This is a genomic window from uncultured Sunxiuqinia sp. (genome assembly GCF_947495665.1).
GTDB lineage: Bacteria > Bacteroidota > Bacteroidia > Bacteroidales > Prolixibacteraceae > Sunxiuqinia > Sunxiuqinia rutila.
In genome coordinates this window covers 59745-80938 of record NZ_CANLZV010000016.1, presented here as the reverse complement: position 1 = coordinate 80938, position 21194 = coordinate 59745, and the positions used below count along the sequence as shown (strand labels likewise).

General features: G+C 40.4%; 12 protein-coding genes. 6 read left to right on the top strand and 6 right to left on the bottom strand.

Going from position 1 to position 21194, the window contains the following annotated elements:
* Positions 1–364: 364 nt before the first annotated feature.
* Together Q1A18_RS16310 and Q1A18_RS16305 are read left to right on the top strand one after the other, a co-directional pair.
* A complete protein-coding gene (locus Q1A18_RS16310) occupies positions 365–1927 on the top strand; it encodes an arylsulfatase (RefSeq protein WP_299583050.1) in 1563 nt (520 codons plus the stop codon).
* A gap of 191 nt (positions 1928–2118) precedes the next feature.
* The gene (locus tag Q1A18_RS16305; RefSeq protein WP_299583047.1) at positions 2119–3963 is read left to right on the top strand and encodes a sulfatase-like hydrolase/transferase; all 1845 of its coding nucleotides are present in this window, start codon (positions 2119–2121) and stop codon (positions 3961–3963) included.
* Between the two features lie 485 nt (positions 3964–4448).
* Here Q1A18_RS16305 and Q1A18_RS16300 read toward each other — a convergent pair whose 3' ends face one another.
* From Q1A18_RS16300 to Q1A18_RS16275, 6 genes are all read right to left on the bottom strand, one after another.
* Positions 4449–6053 carry a SusD/RagB family nutrient-binding outer membrane lipoprotein gene (locus Q1A18_RS16300; RefSeq protein WP_299583044.1) on the bottom strand — a complete coding sequence of 535 codons (1605 nt, stop codon included), beginning with the start codon at positions 6051–6053 and terminating at the stop codon, positions 4449–4451.
* 27 nt (positions 6054–6080) lie between these two features.
* Complete coding sequence (locus Q1A18_RS16295; RefSeq protein ID WP_299583041.1) at positions 6081–9767, bottom strand: SusC/RagA family TonB-linked outer membrane protein; 3687 nt, start codon at positions 9765–9767, stop codon at positions 6081–6083.
* 140 nt (positions 9768–9907) lie between these two features.
* On the bottom strand, positions 9908–10939 hold the full coding sequence (locus tag Q1A18_RS16290; RefSeq protein ID WP_299583038.1) for a FecR family protein: 1032 nt from the start codon (positions 10937–10939) through the stop codon (positions 9908–9910).
* Positions 10940–11105: 166 nt separating this feature from the next.
* Positions 11106–11690, bottom strand: a complete 585-nt coding sequence (locus Q1A18_RS16285; RefSeq protein WP_299583035.1) for an RNA polymerase sigma-70 factor — start codon at positions 11688–11690, stop codon at positions 11106–11108.
* Between the two features lie 143 nt (positions 11691–11833).
* Entirely contained in the window at positions 11834–12739 is a 906-nt protein-coding gene (locus tag Q1A18_RS16280; RefSeq protein ID WP_299583032.1) for a sugar phosphate isomerase/epimerase, read from the bottom strand.
* A 284-nt stretch (positions 12740–13023) separates the two neighbouring features.
* Positions 13024–14195 (bottom strand): IS3 family transposase gene (locus tag Q1A18_RS16275; protein WP_299583029.1). Its coding sequence is split into 2 segments (ribosomal slippage): positions 13024–13937 and positions 13937–14195, totalling 1173 coding nucleotides; the frame shifts between segments, so codons are not numbered across the junction.
* Positions 14196–14396: 201 nt separating this feature from the next.
* On the opposite strand from Q1A18_RS16275, the gene Q1A18_RS16270 reads away from it, so the two are divergent.
* From Q1A18_RS16270 to Q1A18_RS16255, 4 genes are all read left to right on the top strand, one after another.
* The gene (locus tag Q1A18_RS16270; RefSeq protein WP_299583026.1) at positions 14397–15848 is read left to right on the top strand and encodes a sulfatase; all 1452 of its coding nucleotides are present in this window, start codon (positions 14397–14399) and stop codon (positions 15846–15848) included.
* Between the two features lie 21 nt (positions 15849–15869).
* Complete coding sequence (locus Q1A18_RS16265) at positions 15870–16631, top strand: RNA polymerase sigma-70 factor (protein WP_299583023.1); 762 nt, start codon at positions 15870–15872, stop codon at positions 16629–16631.
* A gap of 96 nt (positions 16632–16727) precedes the next feature.
* The gene (locus Q1A18_RS16260; protein WP_299583020.1) at positions 16728–17735 is read left to right on the top strand and encodes a FecR family protein; all 1008 of its coding nucleotides are present in this window, start codon (positions 16728–16730) and stop codon (positions 17733–17735) included.
* Positions 17736–17825: 90 nt separating this feature from the next.
* Entirely contained in the window at positions 17826–21188 is a 3363-nt protein-coding gene (locus tag Q1A18_RS16255) for a SusC/RagA family TonB-linked outer membrane protein (RefSeq protein WP_299583017.1), read from the top strand.
* The last annotated feature ends 6 nt before the right edge of the window (positions 21189–21194 follow it).

Here is a 21194-nt window from a genome sequence, read left to right as displayed (position 1 = left end):
GGAATTATTCCTCATCTTTTGACTGTTCGGATTGGCTTTTTTTGTGCCGTCTCTATGGACGAATCATTCGTTAAGCTTTTATCGTTATTTGATCCATTGTGTTTGATCTTTGGTGAGGACGTTGGTGGACTTGCATTGAAAACAATGTATTCTAAAAGTCTGGCAGTCTGAAGAGAGAATGATCTATTCTGTTTAAATTGAATCTTCAGGATAAAGGAGGGGTGAAGCATAAGACCTGTATTGCTCTTCTCCGCTGATTTTATTCGTTTTTTTGTAGCTTTAAGCCTTGAAGATGGTGCTGCTTGGAACGAGAATCATTAGAATAATTCGCTCAAGGAGGCAGCAACCTGATAAAACACTACTCATGAATACACTAAGAAAAAAGATTCCGGGGCTGGTTTCAGCTTCTATGGCAAGTTTGATGCTTGCCCCCTCCTGTACGACAGGGAGTCAATCCGAAACTAGCTCATCACAAACGCCCAACATCATTTATATCTTGGCAGATGATTTGGGCTATGGTGATTTAGGCTGTTATGGGCAAACAAAAATAGAAACGCCCAATATTGATGCCCTGGCCAAACGGGGAATGCGCTTCACCCAACATTATTCCGGAGCGCCAGTGTGTGCTCCTTCACGCTGCGTTTTACTGACGGGTTTGCACACTGGGCATGCTCAAATTCGAGGCAATGATGAGTGGGCCGACCGTGGGCCAACCTGGGATTTTGAGGCGATGGCCAAAGATCCACGGCTGGAAGGCCAACGTCCGTTAAAGGCAGGAACCCAAACGCTGGGAACCGTATTGCAACAGGTTGGTTACAAAACGGCAGTTATCGGAAAGTGGGGACTGGGGGCTCCGTTTACTGAGGGAGTTGCCAATAAACAAGGGTTCGACTTTTTCTATGGCTACAACTGCCAACGTCAGGCCCATACCTATTTCCCCCTGCATTTGTGGCGCGATACAATTAAAGAACCGCTGGACAACCGCCTAGTTGCACCGCACAAAAAATTAGCCAAAGAGGTTGATAAATACGATCCGGCATCTTATGAAGATTTCTGGTTAACCGATTATTCGGCTGATTTGATGCAAAAAGAAGCCATTCGTTTTGTTAAGGAAAATAAGGAAGAGCCTTTCTTTTTGTATTATGCAAGCCCAATTCCGCACGTGCCTTTGCAGGCGCCTAAGCGTTGGGTTGACTACTATGTGAAAAAGTTTGGGGACGAAGAGCCTTATACTGGAAATCAAGGCTATTTCCCGCACCGAAATCCCAAAGCTGCCTATGCCGCTATGGTTTCTTACTTGGATGAGCAGGTTGGCGAATTGGTGGCTACCCTAAAAGAAGAAGGAATTTATGAAAATACGGTGATTGTATTCACCAGCGACAATGGACCAACCTTTAATGGAGGAACAGACTCGCCTTGGTTTGATAGCGGTGGCCCCTTCAAAAGCGAACGAGGGTGGGGAAAGGCTTTTACCACCGAAGGAGGATTGCGTGTTCCGATGATCATTCAGTGGCCGGGGAAAATTGAGGCTGGTTCTGAAACCGATCATATTTCTGCTTTTTATGATGTTTTGCCAACCTTCAGCGAACTAACCGGTGCTGAGCTCAAAGATCCTGTTGATGGAATTAGCTTTTTACCAGAGGTAATGGGGAAAACTGATCAAGCGAAGCATGATTTTCTGTATTGGGAGTTTCCCGCATCGGGCGGTCAGCAAGCTGTTCGAATGGGAAAATGGAAAGGCATCCGCCGGAATATTTTCAAGGATAGCATGCAGGTACATCTATACAATTTGGAAGAAGATATTCAGGAGTTGAATGATGTTGCTGACCAACATCCGGAAATCGTTCAGCAAATTGAACGTATTTTTGTGCAGGAACATGAAACAGCTGAGCTTGATAAGTTTAAAATAAGGCAGTTGGGAGATTAGTTTCATTGTTCATCTGTGAGGCATTTTGCTAAATCCTCAAAGTTAAGTAGATTACTACAAATGTCTCCCAGTATGAAATCAGAAGAACGAACAAGCTATTAGAGAATGAATTTGAATGGGAATTGACTGGAAAGGATTTGAAGAATGCTGTGAGGTCGATTGCTACAAACGCTAATAAATAAAACAAAAACATGAACCATTCAGTATTATCAGCAGGATTATTGCTTTGTACGGGTGTAGCAGCGGTAGCTGCTCCTGCTAATAAAAAGAAGCCCAATGTCATTGTTATTTTAACCGATGATCAGGGAAGTGTCGATGTCAACTGTTATGGAGCCAAAGATTTGACGACTCCTAACATGGATAAGTTGGCGAAAACCGGTATTAAATTTACACAGTTTTATGTGGCGGCACCTGTTTGTTCGCCTTCAAGAGCATCCATGCTCACGGGAATGAATCCGCATGCTGCTGGCTTGCCGGGCAATGCTTCTTCGCAAGAAGGGAGTTCGGGCATGCCAACTGACCGGGCTACCATTGCCGAAGTCATGAAACAAGCTGGCTACGCGACAGCCCATATTGGTAAATGGCACATTGGTTATACGCCGGAAACCATGCCTTTGGGACAAGGTTTCGACTATTCATTTGGACACATGGGCGGATGTATCGATAATTATTCGCACTTTTTTTACTGGAATGGCCCAAACCGTCATGATCTTTGGGAAAACGGCAAGGAAGTTTACCGTGAAGGAGAATATTTTGGCGACCTGATGGAGCAGAAAGCCAAGGATTATATTGAAAATCATCAGGATGAGCCATTCTTTATGTACTATGCGATCAACATGCCGCATTATCCGCTGCAGCCCAAGGCAAAGTGGCGGGAGCATTATAACGATTTAGACATGCCCCGGAGGGACTATGCCGCTTTTGTTTCAACGGTTGATGACCATATCGGACAGTTGATAAACAAGCTTGAAGAGTTGAAAATGCGGGACAACACCATCATCATCTTCCAGTCCGATCATGGACACTCGACCGAGGTGAGAACCTTTGGAGGTGGAGGTAGTGCAGGCCCATTCCGTGGCTGTAAATTTTCCTTATTTGAAGGAGGAATCCGTGTTCCGGCTATTATCAGTTGGCCTGGTCACCTTCCTCAAAACGAAGAGCGCCATCAAATGGCTTTCAACATTGACTGGTTGCCAACCATTGCTGAATATTGTGGAATTAAAGAGCTGCCTGAAGGCGTTGAAGGACACAGCCTTTCACGGGTGATTGAAAAGAAGAAAGAATCACCTCATCAGCTTTTCTTTTGGAAGAGTGGCCCCGGTTGGGCTGTCCGGAAAGGCGATTGGAAATTGATCGGTTATCCACAGGATCCATCCAATGAAACAAAGTTGGACTTTGACAAAGATTTGTTGTTCCTGGTGAACCTGAAAATGGATTCTACGGAGATGACCAACCTGGCAACTCAGTATCCAGAGAAAGTAGAAGAATTAAAGAATGACTATTTGAACTGGGAGTATGCCAGTCCGGAAGATATTCCAACCAAGCGTCTTCAGATAAAGCATAAAGCCAATGGCAAGAAGGTAACGATTGAGTCGGCTCCGCATGCGAAGTATAAAGCTAATGGAGCAGCATCGCTGGTTGATGGCGAAACAGGAACCCGCTTTTTTAGTGATGGATTTTGGTTGGGCTTCGAAGGAAATGACCTTGTTGCTACAATTGATATGGGCAAAACAGAAGTCATTAATGAAATCTCAGTTGGTTCTATTCAGGATGCAGAATCATGGATTTTCTTCCCGGAATACATTGAAGTTGCCTGGTCAGCTGATGGAAAACAGTACAGTAAGCCGGTACGGAAAATGGTAGAGCCTCTGAAAAGTGCAGGCCAAAAGTCCATCCGGAGAATTACACTTCAGCAAGAGGATATTAACGCTCGCTTTTTGAAAGTGACAGTTAAAAGTTACGGGAAAGTTCCAGAGTGGCATTCCGGAAAAGGTGGAAAAGCCTGGCTGTTTGTCGACGAAATTGCTATTCAGTAAACGGTACAGTTAAGAGTTGGTAATTTTCAATTAAGCACCTAGGGTTAATTCAGATTTCAGAGTTGTTTAAACCCTAGGTGACTTATTTAAAGATTAAGGCAGTCCAACCATCTGAATATCTATTATCTAACATCTGACGTCTGTTGTCTTTATTCTTGACTCAAATTCCAATTTTTTAATTTCCAATCCAATCCAATTCAAAATTGTCCGGGAACCCGAAAATCCAAGCATCTCAAGTCTTGGTTTTTGATTATCCTCCAATTCTTCCATTCCTGAATTAGCAAGAGCTGGCTCCCCTTAAGTAGCTTTGGGGAGTGTAACATAGTAATAACAAGTTAACGGTAATTGAATAATAGTGTATCTAAAATAGAGAATAAAAAAATGTGACTATACTAATGTATCTGTATGAGCATTTTTTGCAATAAGACTAGTCCTAAATAGGAGTAATTGATTATTTAGGACTAGTCATAAAGAAGACTTAATAATTATTTATGCCAAAATAACTTTTTATTTGAACTATTATTTCCCTGTGTTGCATTTTGAAAGTTATCGCTATTATATAACTTTTCACTCTCGGGATAAATTACATTGTAAAAATTATAGTCTCCGTCGTTATAGTTTCCAGATTCATCTCGCGGGGTTAGTTTAGTTCTACGATAAAGGTTAAAACCGACCCAAGGCTGCATAAAGGAATCAATCCAAATCTGTTTGTAAATTTGATTTAAAGCTGTTGATTCATCTGAACTGTAAGCAGCAAATTCTAAATAATCATCAATCTGAGTTTGTGATAAAGATGGTTTATTAATTTTCCATCGTTCACATGGCTCAACAACCTGGTTGTACCAAAAATCCAACGATGCTTTTATTCCGTTCTCATACTCTTCTTTGGCTAATGAGTTATTTTGAGACACCCCAATGCCCCTGTTGTAAAGTTCTGCTTTCAGAAAGTGGACTTCTGCTACAGTTATAAACATTTGAGGGATAAACTCGCGATCGGATACCAGGTAGAAGTTTACGGGAGAGTAGCGGCATCCTGCTCCTTTGTTGTTCCACTCTTGCTCGGTAGCCCCTTCACCTCTTCCCTCAGGATAAGATGCAGTTAAGTATGCTCCACGGTCTTGTACCGGAGTCGATGCATCCGGGTTTTGTGGATATGCTTTCCACTCACCGTCAATATTTGTTTCAAAAAACACGTAGCATCGCGGATCAATAATTCCGCTTCCGTCTACATTGTCATTTTTCGACATCTGATTCCACATGGCAGTCCCCATACAAGAGTTATTATTTTCTCTGAATGAAGCCGACCTAGAATCGACACTCCAGTTTCCCATGTTACCGGGCCACAGACCTATTGATTCGTCTCCTTCTATTAATGGTCTATTGATAGCTTCGGTTAATAAGGGGACATAGAAATCTGAATTGGTATGCTGTACCTGTAAGGCGTAGCGAAGTATTATTGAATTGGCAAATTTTATCCACAACTCAAAGTCTCCTTTCAAAAACGTGTCATTATTCCCAAATGTTAATTGGTCTGTATCACTCGTATTCATTAATGCCTTAACAGCATCATTCAACATCGTCAAACATTCTTTGTATATCTGTTCCTGATCATCATATTCAACCTTGTAATATTCTGCCCCCAAGTCAGCTTTACCAGCATTAGAAAAAGGCATATTCCCCACGTAATCAACTGTCCTTAGTGTTTTATATGCCCAGAGAATATTCAAACATGCATGTGCTTTGTCTGTCTTTAAGCTTTGTGTTTCATCCAGCATTTTTTTCAGCAGGTGTATGTTTTTTAGTGGGCCGTAATAAATATTCCATATATCATTGGCACCACTGCTTAAAGGACGTGCAGGAGTAACATTCCCCAATTGTTGAGATTGGAAACAGTATTGCTCATTATGTATAGCTGCTATTTCGTTGTATCCTAATGGTAATGATTCTTTTATAATTCCATTAAACAAGGTGTAAACTGATGTTTCTGTTGGGTTCTTAGGATCAGTATTTAATTCTTCAAACCCATCCGTACAGCTTCCTGTCAATAGGAACAGGAATGATGCACATAGATATATTATATTTTTCTTCATTGTATTTTTTTTTACAGGTTGATAAAATTAAAATGCAGCTTTTAAAGTAAAGCTAAATGACCGTGTTCCAGGCAAAGCTCCAAACTCAAGGCCTTGTGCATTTCCAGCTGAATTACTCAGGGCTTCCGGGTTCAGGTTGTCAGGCAGAGAGCTGTATAAGTAAAACAGATCCCTCCCGGTAAAGCCAACACTCAACGATTGGAATACTTTGGTTTTACGGACAAAGCTTTGTGGTATGTCGTAATAAACAGATACCTCACGTAACTTAATCCAGTCGTTGTCCAATACTGATGGAGTTGTTAGGTTCCCAACGCCCCAAGAGCCTAAACGTCCGTATTTCCATGCATAATGTACCACATGATTATTGGGAGTGCCGTCTTCTAATACACCGTCCATTTTTACTCCATGGTTGGCAGTAGTACCGTCGGGATAGGTGTATGGCAGGCCTCCTCCGTTTCTCTCTAAAAGTGTTGACGGGCTTAAACCTGAAGATAATGAAGTGGCATAAGTTCCACTCCATAAATCGCTACCAAAACTAAAATCGGCCAGACATGAGAAGCTTAAATTCTTCCATCTTAATGATGAGCTGATACCTCCAATAAAATCGGGTGTTATATTTCCGAGTTTTACACGTTCAGGAGTTGTTTTATACTTGGTGCCAATTACTTTTGTGGCATCGGTTTTATCGTAGATAACCTCAATAATTTTTTGACCTTGTTCGTTTTTGAGGTAATCCCATCCGTAAATATTTCCGTAACTGTCTCCTACTTCAACCTGAATTACAGGGCCTGCACCTCCAAAAATCTGTCCAATTTCAAATACATCAACACCCTCACTCATAGATAGTAATGTGTTTTTATTCTTAGAAAGATTAAGTCCAATATTCCAGTCAAAGTCTTTTCTTCTAATTATGTCATAACCGGTTATGATTTCAATTCCTTTATTTTCCATCTCGCCGGTATTAAAGCGCAATCGATTATAGCCTGATGATAGAGCTACCGGTGCTTCCATAATTTGGTTGAAAGATCGGGTTTGATACCAAGTCATATCAAACTTGAACCGGTTTTCAAATAAGGATACATTTATTCCGGTTTCTATCGACTCTGAACGTTGTGGTTTTAGATTTACCGGCGGGAGTGTTGTTTTTAAAGATGTGTAAGAAGCTCCTCCAAATACTCCGGAAGAGAATGTTGGTACTACTTGGTATGGATCAGTGTCAGTTGCAGCACTGGCGTATGCTAAACGGAGTTTCCCAAAATTAAACCATTCGGGCATCGTTATAGCCTCGGTAAAAACAAAGCTAAAAGAAGCCGACGGATAAAAATAAGAATTATTGTTCATCGGTAGTGTACTTGACCAATCGTTGCGGCCTGTAAGTTGTAAAAACAACGTATTGTCGTAGCTTAAATCGATAAACCCGAAGACCGAGTTAATTCTTTTATTTAAGATGTCCTCTTTTGTAATTTGTTCGCCCCTAATTTGTCCGTTCTGTTTGTCGGGGTCGTAATTTCCAAATGTATATAGGTAGGGGTCTTTAAACCATTTTTTACCTGATGTTTGTCCGGATATTTCGTAGAAGCTACGTTCCCAGCGTGTCGCTCCCAACGAAAATTGGGCATTGAGTTTTTCTACAAACAGGCCGTTTTTTGATGCAGTAGCAAGAAAATCCGTATTTGTAATGACTTCTTTGTCTAATTTATGTTCATAAAATCCGTTTTGTAATCCCAGGTTATCTGTTGGTTTTTCTTTCAGTATTTTGTCGTCAATTCGCAAATCAATACTGTTTCTTACCGACAGGGTTAACCAAGTGAAAGGATTATACAGGAGGTTTAGGGAACCTAATAAATTATCCCTTTCATAGTCATAGGCATTCTCGTACAAATTCCAAAACAAGGAGTTTCCGGTACCGTAAGTATTCCCAAAGTCGAATCTTGACCCATCAGCTTTTTTATACATTGAGTATGCTAGCTCTGGTTTATAGTCGGTAGGGAAAATATAAAAATATTTACTGAATAGGTTGTCATTATTCCCTATATCTAAAACATTATGTCTGTAATAGTTATTATAGGTGGCATATACTTCAGTGCTTAAACTCTTTGAAATATTTAGGTTCGATCCCAGTGAAAAAGCGGTACGGTTGTAGTCGGTGTTATCTACGATGCTTTTACTGTCTTCTCGTGTAATACCAACCCTGACTGTTCCAAATTCCCCACCATTTGAAAATGAAATATTATGAGTGTTAGTAATCCCATTCCTATAAAAATACTTTTCACCTTCAGAGCTTGCTTCATGAGGTCGCATTTCTCCATCCCACCATTTTATCATTGATCCGTCTAATTTACGTCCCCATGACATGGAATAAGCATGCCAAGTAAAAGCAGGGTCTTCATATGTCATATAGCCACCTGGCATCCTTCCGTAGATTGCATCCCAGCGAGGGGAGCCCCAGGTTTGTTTAGGATACACAGTATTGCCCTCTTCATCTTTGGGATACTCTGTTGTCGCTGAATACATAGAATAATGAAGTCCTCCATAGCCATATTCCGCTTGCTGATCACGAAACCGGTAAGGGGTTGTAATTTTAGATGTAAAGGAATAGTCAATTCCGATACCGTCTTTCTTTGTTCCTTTTTTGGTTGTGATTAATATTACTCCATTGGCTCCTCTTGCACCATATAAAGCAGCGGCTGCTGGTCCTTTCAGTACGTTCATATCTTCAATGTCATTGCTGTTAATGAAATTGAGCGCTGAACCAAAATCCCTGACCCTGGATGTATTTTCGGATGTTTCCCCTTCTTTAATATTAAGGTTAACATTATTCTCCAGAGGCATTCCGTCAATAACAATCAATGGCTGGTTATTGCCTTGTATATTATTGTTTCCCCTTAGGACAATTCGGCTGGATCCACCATCTAGCTGGTTGGCGTTTGTAATATTGACACCAGCAACTTTGCCTGAAAGGGCACTGGCAATGTTTGTTGTGTTTGCTTTTACAATATCACTTCCGGAAACTTTTTGGGTGATATAACCTATGGCTTTTTGTTCACGTTTAATCCCCAATGCTGTTACAACAACTTCATTTAATCCGGTTGTCTCTTCAATCATCGTTATGTTGATAACAGATTGTCCTGAGAGTTGAACTTCCTGGGCTTTCATCCCAATAAATGAAAATTGGAGCGTAGAGGCATTTACAGGAATCAAAAGCGAATAGTGCCCATCAATATCAGTTGAGGCTCCAATTGTTGTTCCTTTTATAACGATAGTTGCTCCGACTATTGGTTCACCGTCTTCGCTAACTACTTGCCCGGTTATCTTTCGTTCTTGTTGCGAAGCCAACTTATCTCCAGAAGGAACAAGGACAATTTGTTTGTCGATGATCATATAGCTGGCATCTGATTTGGTAAATAACAGGTTAAGTACTTCTTCAATATTTGTTTGGTCCATTTTTAGAGAAACCTGCCTGTCAACATCTACTTTTTTACTATTATATAGAAAGCAAAATTCTGTTTCTGTTTCAATTTGGCTCAGAACTTGTTTGACGGTCGCGTTATGCATGTTTAGATTTATCTTGACCATTTGAGCGTAGCTTTCTGATGCGACTCCCTGAAGGGCAAAGGCAAATAATAGAATGCTAATTAGTTTCATAACGAGTAATTCTTTATCGAATCGCCTGATACTACAGACAATCCAGTCGTAAATACGTTTTTTTTTCATAATTTTGACAACTTACATTTTTAATTGATTGCTTCTTTTTTTTATCAAAAAGGAGCAGTTAAAATTTCTGAAAGGGAGGAGGTGGAGCTCTTCTCTTTCTTTTGTACAACATTAACTATCCGGTTTATTTCATAGGCATATTATTTATAGATTTTTATTTGCATTTTGTCATAACTACCATCTGTTTGTATTTCTCTTGGCAGTATATCATATTTTAGAGGAACGGAAACTTTCATTAGTTCCATGATTTGTATCAAAGATTCTTCTTTGAAGTTTGCATTTAATAAAAAATCATCCCAATCGGACTCTTTATATTCGAGTTTTATATTGAAGTAACGCTCCAGTTTGTCAACAACAACAGGCATTGGGTCATCTTCGAAAAATAGCCTGCCATTAATCCAGCCTATATGTTTTTCGATATTATCAGTTTTAATGGCTAGATTATTTGCTTCCTGATTGTAGGTGGCCAGTTCTCCAGGTTTTAATTGTAGTAGAGGAAAAGGACTATTTTTGTCTCCAGTAAACAGCTCGATTTTGCCATGAGCTAATGCAATCTTAGTCAGCCGGTCGGTTGGGCTATATAGCACATTAAATTTTGTCCCTAGTACTTTTACATTGATTTTGCCACAATTGACAATAAACGGTTTTGTTTTTTTAGGGGCTACATCGAAATATACTTCACCGTATGGTTTTACTTCTCTGATGTTTGTTGAAAAGTGACTCGGAAATGACAATTTTGAGCCAGAATTAAGCCAAACTTTAGTCCCATCTTCAAGAGTAAATGAAGTACGCGTCCCAAGTGGAGTCGTTATGGTTTGCCAAGGTTGGATTAATGCAGTTTGTTTATTATGGAAGTATAAAAAAGAGAAATACAGGCTTCCTAGTAGTATGGGAATAATGAGAATCGCTGCAATCCTTCGTATAAAGTAGATATTATCCGGCCTATTGTTGTTGTAAAAACATGATTGATTAAATCTGGAAAGGGCAACGTTTGCATCAAACCGTTTCATTTGTTCTTTTAATAAGAAAAAATGCCATGTTTTTTGGTAGTCATTGAAAATGGATTGGTTAGACTTGCTCCATTCTTCAACGTAGGCTTTTTCTTTTGGCGATAATGTATCGTCAAAATATCCAGCAATTAACTCTTCTCGTGATTTTTGTTGATCAGACATTCAGTAAATTGTAAAATGGACTAACTTTTTTTACTATTAAGACGTGTTTCAAATCAACTACACGTAAGCCGAATGACATTTTTTGTCAACTTTAAAAATGCAAATTAGAAGGATGCGTAAAAAAATAGCGATATGTATTAAAAGAAGATGGCGGTTAGTAGGGAGTTTAAGCTTGGTTTAATAAAGTTAAAATTCCCATTGCAGCTATAACGCAATGAGGTAAATAATCGGCAAGTTCCACTCGGAGGATCTTTAAAGCGTTGCTAATATGTGTTTCAACTGTTCTCTTGGAAAGGCTTAAGCTAAGAGCAATTTCATTATTTGTTTTTCCTTCAAAGCGGCTTAAACAAAATATGTAACGACATTTTTCTGGGATTTTTTTTAAGGCTCGTTCTAAAATTACATCTAACTCTGATTCTGTATAGAATTCATTAATAAAAACGCTTTGCCAGAGATTTTTAGATATAGATTGCTCATATTTTTGTTTGACTTCTTGGTGTCGAATAAAATCAGTACAACGGTTTTTTATAGCTGTGAAGAGATAAGCTTTTAGAGATGTATTGATTATAATATCAGACTTGGCTAACCATAGCTTTAAAAATAGTTCTTGAACAAGATCTTCAGAGCTGCCTTCATCGTTCAGGTAGGAATAAGCATAAGTACATAATCCAGAGTAGTAGTACTTGAAAACCAGATCGAAAATGGTTTTATCTTTCCTATTTAGCCCTTCTATTAGATAGCTTTCGTTCAATGAGTAGGTGTTTTTTGAGGAGTGACAAGTTAGTTTTTTTGTATAGAAACTTTAATTGTTTTCCTATTCTCTTATGAATTTTGTTTTGGGATATTTTTTCATAAAAGGAGTAAAGCGTTTAAAATTGCTCCGGGCCTTTATTTTTATGATAAAAATTTAGTTGTCAGATTGACAATGCTAGTTTCGATTCCTTCAAACGGTTTGCCGTTGCCTTGGTTGTCATCTTCAACAAATAAGTATTTGGTTCCGGCAGTTTCTTTAGTAGCTAAAATGCGTTTGAAGTCAATCACTCCTTCTCCTACACTGCATACATCTTCTTTATATACATTGTAGAAAGGATCTTCGTTCGTACGCATATCTTTCATGTGTAGCAGTTGGAAACGTCCTGGATACTTGTTAAACATTTCAACCGGATCTTGTTCTGCTTTTGAGGCCCAGAATAAATCAAGCTCCATGGTTACCAGATCAGCATCCAACTCAGGCATGAACAGGTCGTAATAAGGAACCAATCCGTCCAACGTATCAAATTCAAAATTGTGGTTGTGGTAGCCAAACTGAATTCCTCGTTCTTTCATTATCGCACCAACTTTATTCCATTCGGCAATCATCTTTTTATAGGTCTCAACTTGTCTGTCTTCATCATTTACCCATGGCTGAATGCAGTATTTTACACCAAGCTTGGCGTGTGCATCAGCCATCAGGTTGGCATTTTCAAGGGTAATTCCCGCCGCTTCAACTTGGGTATGACTACTGATGATCTCCATGCCCAAATCGTTAACCATTTTTTTGAACTCAGCAGGTGTGTAACCATAAAATTTTCCGTTCGAATAGCCTGCCAACTCCAGGTTTTTATATCCAAGATCCGAAACTTTCTTTAATGATCCAGGAGCGTCGGCACTCATCGCATCACGAATGGTGTAAAGCTGTATTCCAACTCCGTAACTTTTTCGGTCGGCAGGAGCGGTGGTGCAGGCTGAAAATGACCCAAGTAAAGCGATCCCAACAGAACCTGCTGCTGAAATTTGTAAAAACTCTCTTCTACTCTTCATAGGTTTTAATTGTGTTTAAGTATCAATTTCGAAAGAAACCCTAAAATACAAAAAAGAATTAAAGTGCAGCGACTTGAGCTTATGTTAGGGGGCTTTTGTTTTTGGATGTTGACGATTGGAGTTTAACGACTGATTAGGCATTTGTTATCATTTGGCTGCAAAAAGGACTAAGATTGACTTTTAGTTATTCTGAAGTCATTTTATGTTTTAAAACAATTTAATACGATGTACCTTGCAATACTAGGAATGGATATGCAACAAAACCCTGCACGATTAGTTAAGAGTCATGCTGCTCTTCTCTGATTATTATTTATTAATTTAAATTCTTCCATTGTTTTATAACCCAAAGCTGAGTGTCTCCTTCTACGATTGTACCAAGTTTCTATCCATTTGAATAAGGATAGTTTTGCCTGGTTCTGAGTTGAAAACTGATTTTTATAGACAAACTCAACTTTTATTGTTTTAAAGAAACTTTCGGCAACTGCATTGTCCCAACAATTTCCTTTTCTGCTCATACTTCTTTTAAGCCATTTGTTTGTATTCAACACATTGGTAAATGCCGAACAAGCATATTGAATACCCCTGTCTGAGTGAAAAATAAGTTTTTGCGTAATCGGTCTGTTTCGAATAGCCATCCTCCATGCAGCAATTGTAGTTTCTTCAGCACTCAATCCTCTGCTCATTGCCCATCCTAAAACTTTGCGGTCAAAAAAATCAATAATAACCGTTAAATATAACCAGCCTTTGCAGGTTCTGATGTAGGTAATATCGGACACCCAAACCTGAGCTGGCCTTGCTTCCGTAAATTCCCTTTTTAATATATTGGGGGCTACTGGATAGCCATGTCTGGAATCGGTAGTTGCTACAAACTTTCTTTTTGCCTGTATTCCTGCCGCTTTCATAATCCTTGCGGTTCTCTGTCTTGACACCTGAAAGCCCAGTGTATTTAATTCTGTAGCAATCCGTGGACTCCCATAGCTGCCAGAACTGGCCTCAAAGACTTTATTTATATTCACCAGCAACTCTTCATTTTCAAGCCAACGTTTAGATGGCCCACTTTTCATCCATCGGTAATAACTGCTTTTGCTTATTTTGAACACTTTACACATCATCTCAATAGAAAATCTAGGGCGGTGGTCACTTATAAACAGGTAGATTTCCCATCGCTCACGGAGAAGATGCTGATTGCCTTTTTTAAAATGTCCCTTTCCATCTTTGCATCCCTTAGCTCTTTTTGCAATCGGGCATTCTCACGTTCCAAATCTGTCATCTTCAGATTTCCATGGCCTGGAAAGCTATTCTTGTCATATTGTTTAAACTCTTTACGCCAACGGTGAAGCAATGCTCTCTCAATTCCTAATTCTTCCGCAATCTCAGTAGCATTGCCTCTTGCATTAGAAAGTTCTACTGCTTTTTTCTTGAATTCCTTGTCAAACTTTTTTCTCATCTGGTTCATAGTTGTAAGTAAGTAAAAATAATACTTAACTTACCGTATACTCAAATGTAGCACTTCCTGAATGACTTTCGTTTTTTATAAGGAGGTGAGTAAATAAATAACAGAAGGAAGTACAATCGATTGCACTGTTGCTGTAAATTCTCTAGTTTTACACCATTGAATAAAGAATGAATTAGCAACTCTCAGTTTGAAGATGAACTTATGAAGAATCGATTTATAACATTTCTGGCTTTGGCTTCTTTGTTTTCGTCTTGTGTGAAAATGCAAGCGGAAGATGAGCGCAAAGCTTCACCAAACCTGTTATTTATTTTTGCAGACCAGTATCGTCGAGCCTCTTTAGGTTTTTTGAATGAAGATCCGGTCAACACTCCCAACCTGGATGGTTTGGCCTCAAAAGGAGTGTTTTTTAGCAAGGCGGTGGCTAATCATCCCTTGTGCAGTCCTTACCGAGGCATGTTACTTACCGGGAAGTATCCGCTTTCAAATGGCGTTATTTCGAACTGTAATTCTGCAAGAACGGAGTATGGAAATTACCTGAAAAAAGAGGAAACCTGTTTCTCGGATGTGTTGGTCGAAAATGGTTACAGTGCCGGGTATGTGGGTAAGTGGCATTTGGACGGACCAGCTCCGACAGCCAAAGGTGAACCGGTTATTTGGGATACCTGGTGTCCGCCAGACCATCGGCATGGATTTAGCTTTTGGTATGCTTACGGAACGCATGGGCGGCACAATCAACCGTATTATTGGGCAACCAATTCTCCGGAGGACGAGCCAGTGGTGGTTGATCAGTGGTCGCCGGAACATGAGGCGGATGTTTTGATTAATTACCTGAGGAATAGCCAGCAAGAGCGCGATTCGGACAAGCCTTTTGCAATGTTTTGGTCCATTAATCCGCCACATACACCTTTCGACGAGGTGCCAGAGAATTACAAAAAAGCCTATGGCGAACGGAATTATCGTGAAGTACTGAATCGGGAGAATGTCGAATTTACATCAAATCGAGATGTCAAAGGAGGTGATCGTGGCGTTGAGCAAAAAATTCATTTAGCTCCGGATTATTTTGCGATGGTTGAAGGTGTTGATGACCAAATCGGACGGGTGATTGCAGAGTTGAAACGCTTGGACTTATACGAAAATACCATCATTGTTTTTTCAGCTGATCATGGCGAAATGATGGGCAGCCATGGCTTAATGCACAAAAATGTATGGTTTAAAGAAGCCTACGAAATTCCGCTCATTGTTCATTACCCCAAAGCGCTGAAGGCAAAAACAGACGATTTGCTGATCAGTGTTCCGGATTACATGCCAACCATGCTGGGGCTAATGGGCTTAGGTGAGTCAATTCCAAAGGAGGTGGAAGGTAAAGATTATTCCGGGGTGTTTACTGACGAAAAGATTGTTCGACCCGATAAGCAGCTCTATTTTGGTGCCAATCCGGACAATCCGGGAGGTGGCAAAAGAGGATTCCGGAATAAAGAATACACGTTTGCGGTATCTAAAGGAAAAGATGGCGAGAAGTACTATTACTTGTATCACGACAAAGAAGATCCGTACCAGTTGACGAATATCTGGGGTCAGAATTCGGAGCTGGATCAACAAATGGAACAAGAACTGGAAGCTTTGCTAAAAGACATGAATGATCCTTGGCTTTAGGGCTAAAACGAGTATGTTAAAATGGAAACAGGCAGTCAACTAAAATGGAGTTGGCTGCCTGTTTTTGTTTGGTTGGGTGTCAAAGTCATTTTCTATTTTGATTTGGATAATTTTTGCAAATTGAACTGGAACAATTTTGTATATTGGCCCTCACAAAATCAGCTAAACATCATCTCTTTGAGCCTGACACTAACCCATAAAAAACTATTCTTCGATGTTTCTTCCGGCAATGAACAAGCTTTTGAAAGTCTGTATAACCTGTATTTCCCTCGTTTATATGCTTTTTCCTTAAAAATTATTGGTGATCAAGGATTAGCAAAAGATATCGTTCAGAATGTTTTTATAAAACTATGGGAAAATCATGCTTCTCTGAAGCACGAAAATCCGGAAGCTTATCTGTATCGCATGGTTCGGAATGCCAGTCTGAATTATATCCGGCACCTTAAGGTTGTGGATAAGCTGAATATGAACTGGAAGGATCAAATGCTTGGCGAAGAGCTTTACTACATTGATATGGTAGGTGATGAACCCTATGTTCTAATTGCTCGTGAACTGCAGGATGAAGTGATCAGGGTGCTTGATTCACTTCCTGATAAATGCCGACAGGTTTTTAAGATGAGTCGAATTGAAGGGAAAAAAAATCAGGAGATTGCGGAATACCTTAATGTAAGTATAAAAACTGTTGAGAAGCACATTTCTAAAGCACTTTCCATTTACCGGACACATTTTTCGGACTATCTTCCGATGCACCTTTTACTGCTGATTCTGAGTGGGATTGAATAGCACTTGTTTTCCAAATTGTTATTTCTGTCAATTTTTTCTCTTCAAAAAGGTAGGGTAGGGTCTGATTCGAGGTGTTCTTGAGGTAAACACGGTAATATGAACCCAACAGACTCAATACATCGCAAAATTCTTAGTTACTTCAATGGTCAGCTTACGGATGAGGAAGAGGCCGAACTTTTGGAGTGGATAAAGCAGAGTGAGAAGAACAAGCAGTACTTTTTTAAAGTGAAAGAGGAGCTTGATCCGGACAAGATGTCCAACGAATTTGTGAAAAGCTCTTATGCTGAACTGAAAAGCAGGTTAGTTATCAACAATGAATTTAAACGTTCGGTCTCCAGTGGCTTCCGCCATCTAAGAATTTCCCTGCCCCGAGTTGCGGCAATGTTGGTACTGGCTATTGCTTTGGGCTTTTCCTTGGCTTATCTGCTTACCAATACACAATTTCAGAAAGAAGAGATTGTTTGGTTTGAGTCTCAAACACCACGCGGCGAAAAATCCCGGGTATTGTTACCCGATGGCTCGTTAGTATGGCTTAACTCCGAATCCAGTATTTCATATCCTGCTGATTTCATGAAAGGAAACAGGATCATTAAATTGACCGGAGAAGCTTATTTTGATGTGGCCAAGTTACCTTCTCATGCGCCATTTATTGTACAAACACCAAGTTATGCGATACGGGTGCTTGGAACTCAGTTTAATGTTATGGCTTATGCCGATTTTGACCGGACAGAAACCACCTTGATTGAAGGTAAGATTGAGATTCAATATGCCAACCAAGTCATTGATGTTGCCCCGGGAGAGAGCTTTGTATACAAAAACAATAAGTATCAGTTGAAGAAGACCAATGCCGCACAATCGGCCATGTGGAAAGATGATGTGTTTGATTTTGATCAGATTACATTCGAAGAACTGGTTCGCCGTTTGGAGCGTTGGTACGATGTTGATATTGAAATTAAAAGTGAGCAGTTGAAAAGTACCACCTATTCCGGAGCATTTAAAAATGAAGAAACTCTGGAGGAGGTGTTAACCACTTTTGAACTGAGTATGCCTGTTCGTTTCGAGCGGGAGGATTTCAGAAAATTCAGTATTGATTTGAAAAAATAAGAGATAAACAAATAATGGGGAATGCCCACCATTCCCCATTAAAACAGTTTGTATTAACGCAATATTAATGACAAAACTTAAAACAAAAGTATGAAAAAAAACAGATGCATCAATGGGAGAGGAATGCCTTTCCTGCGATGGAAAATTTTTCTGATTATGAAATTCCAACTGGTTCTTATTTTGGGGCTTTTAATGAACTCCTATGCCTCCGTTTCTCATGCGCAAACGAAGCGATTAAACTTTCAATTTGAAGATAAAACCTTGAAAGAAGTACTCCAAACTTTGGAAGAACAGAGTGAGTTTTCATTTATTTACCAGGATAAATTGGTGAGTACGAAAAGTCGGATCTCGGGAAGTTTTAAAGAGGAGCTGGTTACCGAGATTCTAGGGAAAGTTCTTTACAATGAGGGATTAACTTACACGGTAAAAGGGAAGGCAATCGTAATCCTTTCGGACGACCAGAATGCAGATGCCATTCAGCAGGTCAGAAGGGTCTCGGGTCAGGTAACCGATGCCTCGGGACAGCCACTGCCGGGAGTGACCATCGTTATTGAAGGAACAACCAAGGGGGCCATAACGGACACCGAAGGGAATTTTTCTTTGAATGACGTTCCATCTAAAGCTCACCTGTTGTTCTCGTTCGTGGGGATGGAAAGCCAGCGTGTTGCTGTTTCAGGGAAAACATCGATCAATGTGGTGTTGGAAGAAGAAGCCATTGGAATTGAAGAGGTGATTGCCGTGGGGTACGGAACCATGAAAAAAAGTGACCTGACGGGAAGTGTTGCTTCCATTAAGGCCGATGATATTAAGGTGACACCTTCCGGTTCTGTTGAAAAACTTTTGCAGGGGAAAATTGCCGGGGTTCAAATTATCAACCCATCGGATGATAATCCGCAAGGGGGAGCAACGGTTCGTGTACGTGGAGCCAGTTCAATCAATGGTTCGAAAGCGCCATTAGTGGTGGTTGACGGTTTTCCGATGGGCGATGCAGGAAGCCTGAATATGATCAACCCAAACAATATTGCCAGCATTGAAGTTTTGAAAGATGCTTCGGCAACAGCGATCTATGGTTCAAAAGGGGCAAATGGAGTCATTTTGGTTTCAACAAAAAGAGGGCGTGTTGGAGGAACGAATGTCTTTTTCAATACAAAAACAAGTATTTCGCAATTCAGCGATGAGCTCGATTATTGGAAGGACCCGGTGAAAATGGCGAAGCTTGAGAATGAAGCGTTCATCAACCAAGGGCTTGAGCCACTTTATCGTGGTGCGAGAAACACGCTGGGGATTTATTATCCGTCTGTTGAGCAGTTGGAAAGTGGTGCCTGGCCTTATTACACCGATTGGACCGATTACGTTTTCCGTACGCCTTTGAACCAGGAATACAATGTTGGCGTGGAAAGCTCAAACGATAAAACCAGCTTTTTCCTGAATGTTGGGTACTACCAGGGAGAAGGGATGCAGGTAAAAGATGACTACAATAAATTCAGCGCCGATGTGGTGGTCGAGCATCAGTTGCTTGACAATCTAAAGGTTCAAACGAAGTTTGGAATGGTGTCAGGCAATCGGAACCGAAATGGCGGTCTGAATTATGGCCGAAATCCAATCTTCCCGGTTTATACAGGGGATGGTTCTTATTTTAAAAGCTATTCCAAAGATTATGGCAATGTAGTGGCTTTGCTCAATGAGCGCACTAGTTACAATAAGACCAAAGAGCAGTTTGCTCAGCTTAAGTTTGATTGGGAGATCAGTCGAAAATTCCGGCATACCACTCAGCTTAATTACCGTCATGTGAGTTATATGGCAACATCTTTTTACCCGATTATTTATACCGAAGAAGGAGATCAGAATCATGGGCGGGGAACTTTGACTATGACGACAAATGATGCCGTGGTTGGTGATACTTACCTGACTTACGAAGATGCTATTGGAAAGCACAACTTTTCGGTAATGGCCGGAGTGTCGTACGAAAATGATACCTATCGAAGTTCATTTTTAGAGAGCCGCGAATTTACCAACGATATCTTGCGTGAAGAAAACTTGTCGGCCGGGTCAATCAAATACCTGGGCAATGGCTACGGTTCACCTAAACTATTGTCTGGAATCAACCGGATCAACTATTCCTACAACAACAAATACCTGTTTACATTTACTTCTCGATTAGATGGTTCTTCAAAGTTTGGCGAAAACCATCGCTGGGCGTATTTCCCATCGGGGGCTTTTAGTTGGAGAGCTTCAGAGGAGGGCATGATTAAAGCATTGGGCGTTTTTGATAACCTGAAGTTTCGTGCAAGCTATGGTATTTCCGGAAACCAGGGAATTCCTTCAGGCTTAACTTATGAGCGTTTTGGAGAGAGTTATTACTACACCGATGGTGAAGAAAAGATCATCAACGGAATCGGTTACATTGCATCGCGCGGGCGTTTTGCCGAGTGGGGCGGAATTGCCAATAAAAGTTTAGGTTGGGAGCAAACAGCTCAGGCAAACCTTGGGGTGGACATGTCCTTTTTCGATCAACGTTTGAATGTGGTGATGGATGTGTACAGCAAGAAAACAACCGACCTTTTGCGGAAGAAGTTTTTACCACCAAACACTGGGTTTGATGAAATCTGGATAAATGATGGAGAGGTTCAAAACAAAGGGATTGAATTGTCATTGTCCGGCGACATTATTCGTGGGAAAGATTTCAACTTTTCAGCCGACCTGATTTTCTACAAGAACAAGAATAAGGTGGTTAACATTGGTACCAAAGAAGGTGCCGGCTACAATGTTGACGAGTATGGTAATCAATATACATTCTACGGCTCACGAAGAGTGCTCGGAACCGACCAGGTGGTGAATGTGCTGGCGATTGGCAAACCCATCAACGTGTTTTATGGCTACAAGGTTGATGGCATTATTCAGGATGGCACTAAAGAAAGTGAGTTGCTTCAACCCGGTGAATACAACTATGTGGATTTGAATAACGATGGTGAGATTACTTCTGCCGACCGGACGATTATTGGTGACCCGAATCCGGATTTTACAGGGAGTGTAAACCTGAATTTAAGTCATAAGTCGGGACTTTCGTTAAGTATGATGTTCTACGGCGTGTATGGCAATGATATCTTTTCACTTCGTAAATTAACCACTCCAAGATTAGTGGAAGGGCGCTGGACTCCTACTAACCCCAATAACGATCGTCCAAGCTTGCGCTCCGGAAGACAATATAAAATTTCGGACTGGTTTGTTGAAGACGGTTCTTTCCTGCGTCTTCAAAATGTGACGCTGGGCTATGATTTTAAACGGAACTTCCTGGGTTTCTTCAAGGAAGCTAAAATCTATACCAATGCAACCAACTTGTTTACCATTTCAAATACGAGTGAATATGATCCCGAGGTGGGCGAAAATGGTATTGGCGGAAATCCTTATCCAAGGGTAAGTGCTTTTACTTTAGGAATCAATGCTAAATTCTAAAACAAC

Excerpts from the sequence above, each read along its gene's own strand:
- Q1A18_RS16310 (WP_299583050.1), top strand. The coding sequence starts at position 365 with ATGAATACACTAAGAAAAAAGATTCCGGGGCTGGTTTCAGCTTCTATG.
- Q1A18_RS16305 (WP_299583047.1), top strand. The coding sequence starts at position 2,119 with ATGAACCATTCAGTATTATCAGCAGGATTATTGCTTTGTACGGGTGTA.
- Q1A18_RS16300 (WP_299583044.1), bottom strand. The coding sequence starts at position 6,053 with ATGAAGAAAAATATAATATATCTATGTGCATCATTCCTGTTCCTATTG.
- Q1A18_RS16295 (WP_299583041.1), bottom strand. The coding sequence starts at position 9,767 with ATGAAAAAAAAACGTATTTACGACTGGATTGTCTGTAGTATCAGGCGA.
- Q1A18_RS16290 (WP_299583038.1), bottom strand. The coding sequence starts at position 10,939 with ATGTCTGATCAACAAAAATCACGAGAAGAGTTAATTGCTGGATATTTT.
- Q1A18_RS16280 (WP_299583032.1), bottom strand. The coding sequence starts at position 12,739 with ATGAAGAGTAGAAGAGAGTTTTTACAAATTTCAGCAGCAGGTTCTGTT.
- Q1A18_RS16270 (WP_299583026.1), top strand. The coding sequence starts at position 14,397 with ATGAAGAATCGATTTATAACATTTCTGGCTTTGGCTTCTTTGTTTTCG.
- Q1A18_RS16265 (WP_299583023.1), top strand. The coding sequence starts at position 15,870 with ATGGAAACAGGCAGTCAACTAAAATGGAGTTGGCTGCCTGTTTTTGTT.
- Q1A18_RS16260 (WP_299583020.1), top strand. The coding sequence starts at position 16,728 with ATGAACCCAACAGACTCAATACATCGCAAAATTCTTAGTTACTTCAAT.
- Q1A18_RS16255 (WP_299583017.1), top strand. The coding sequence starts at position 17,826 with ATGAAAAAAAACAGATGCATCAATGGGAGAGGAATGCCTTTCCTGCGA.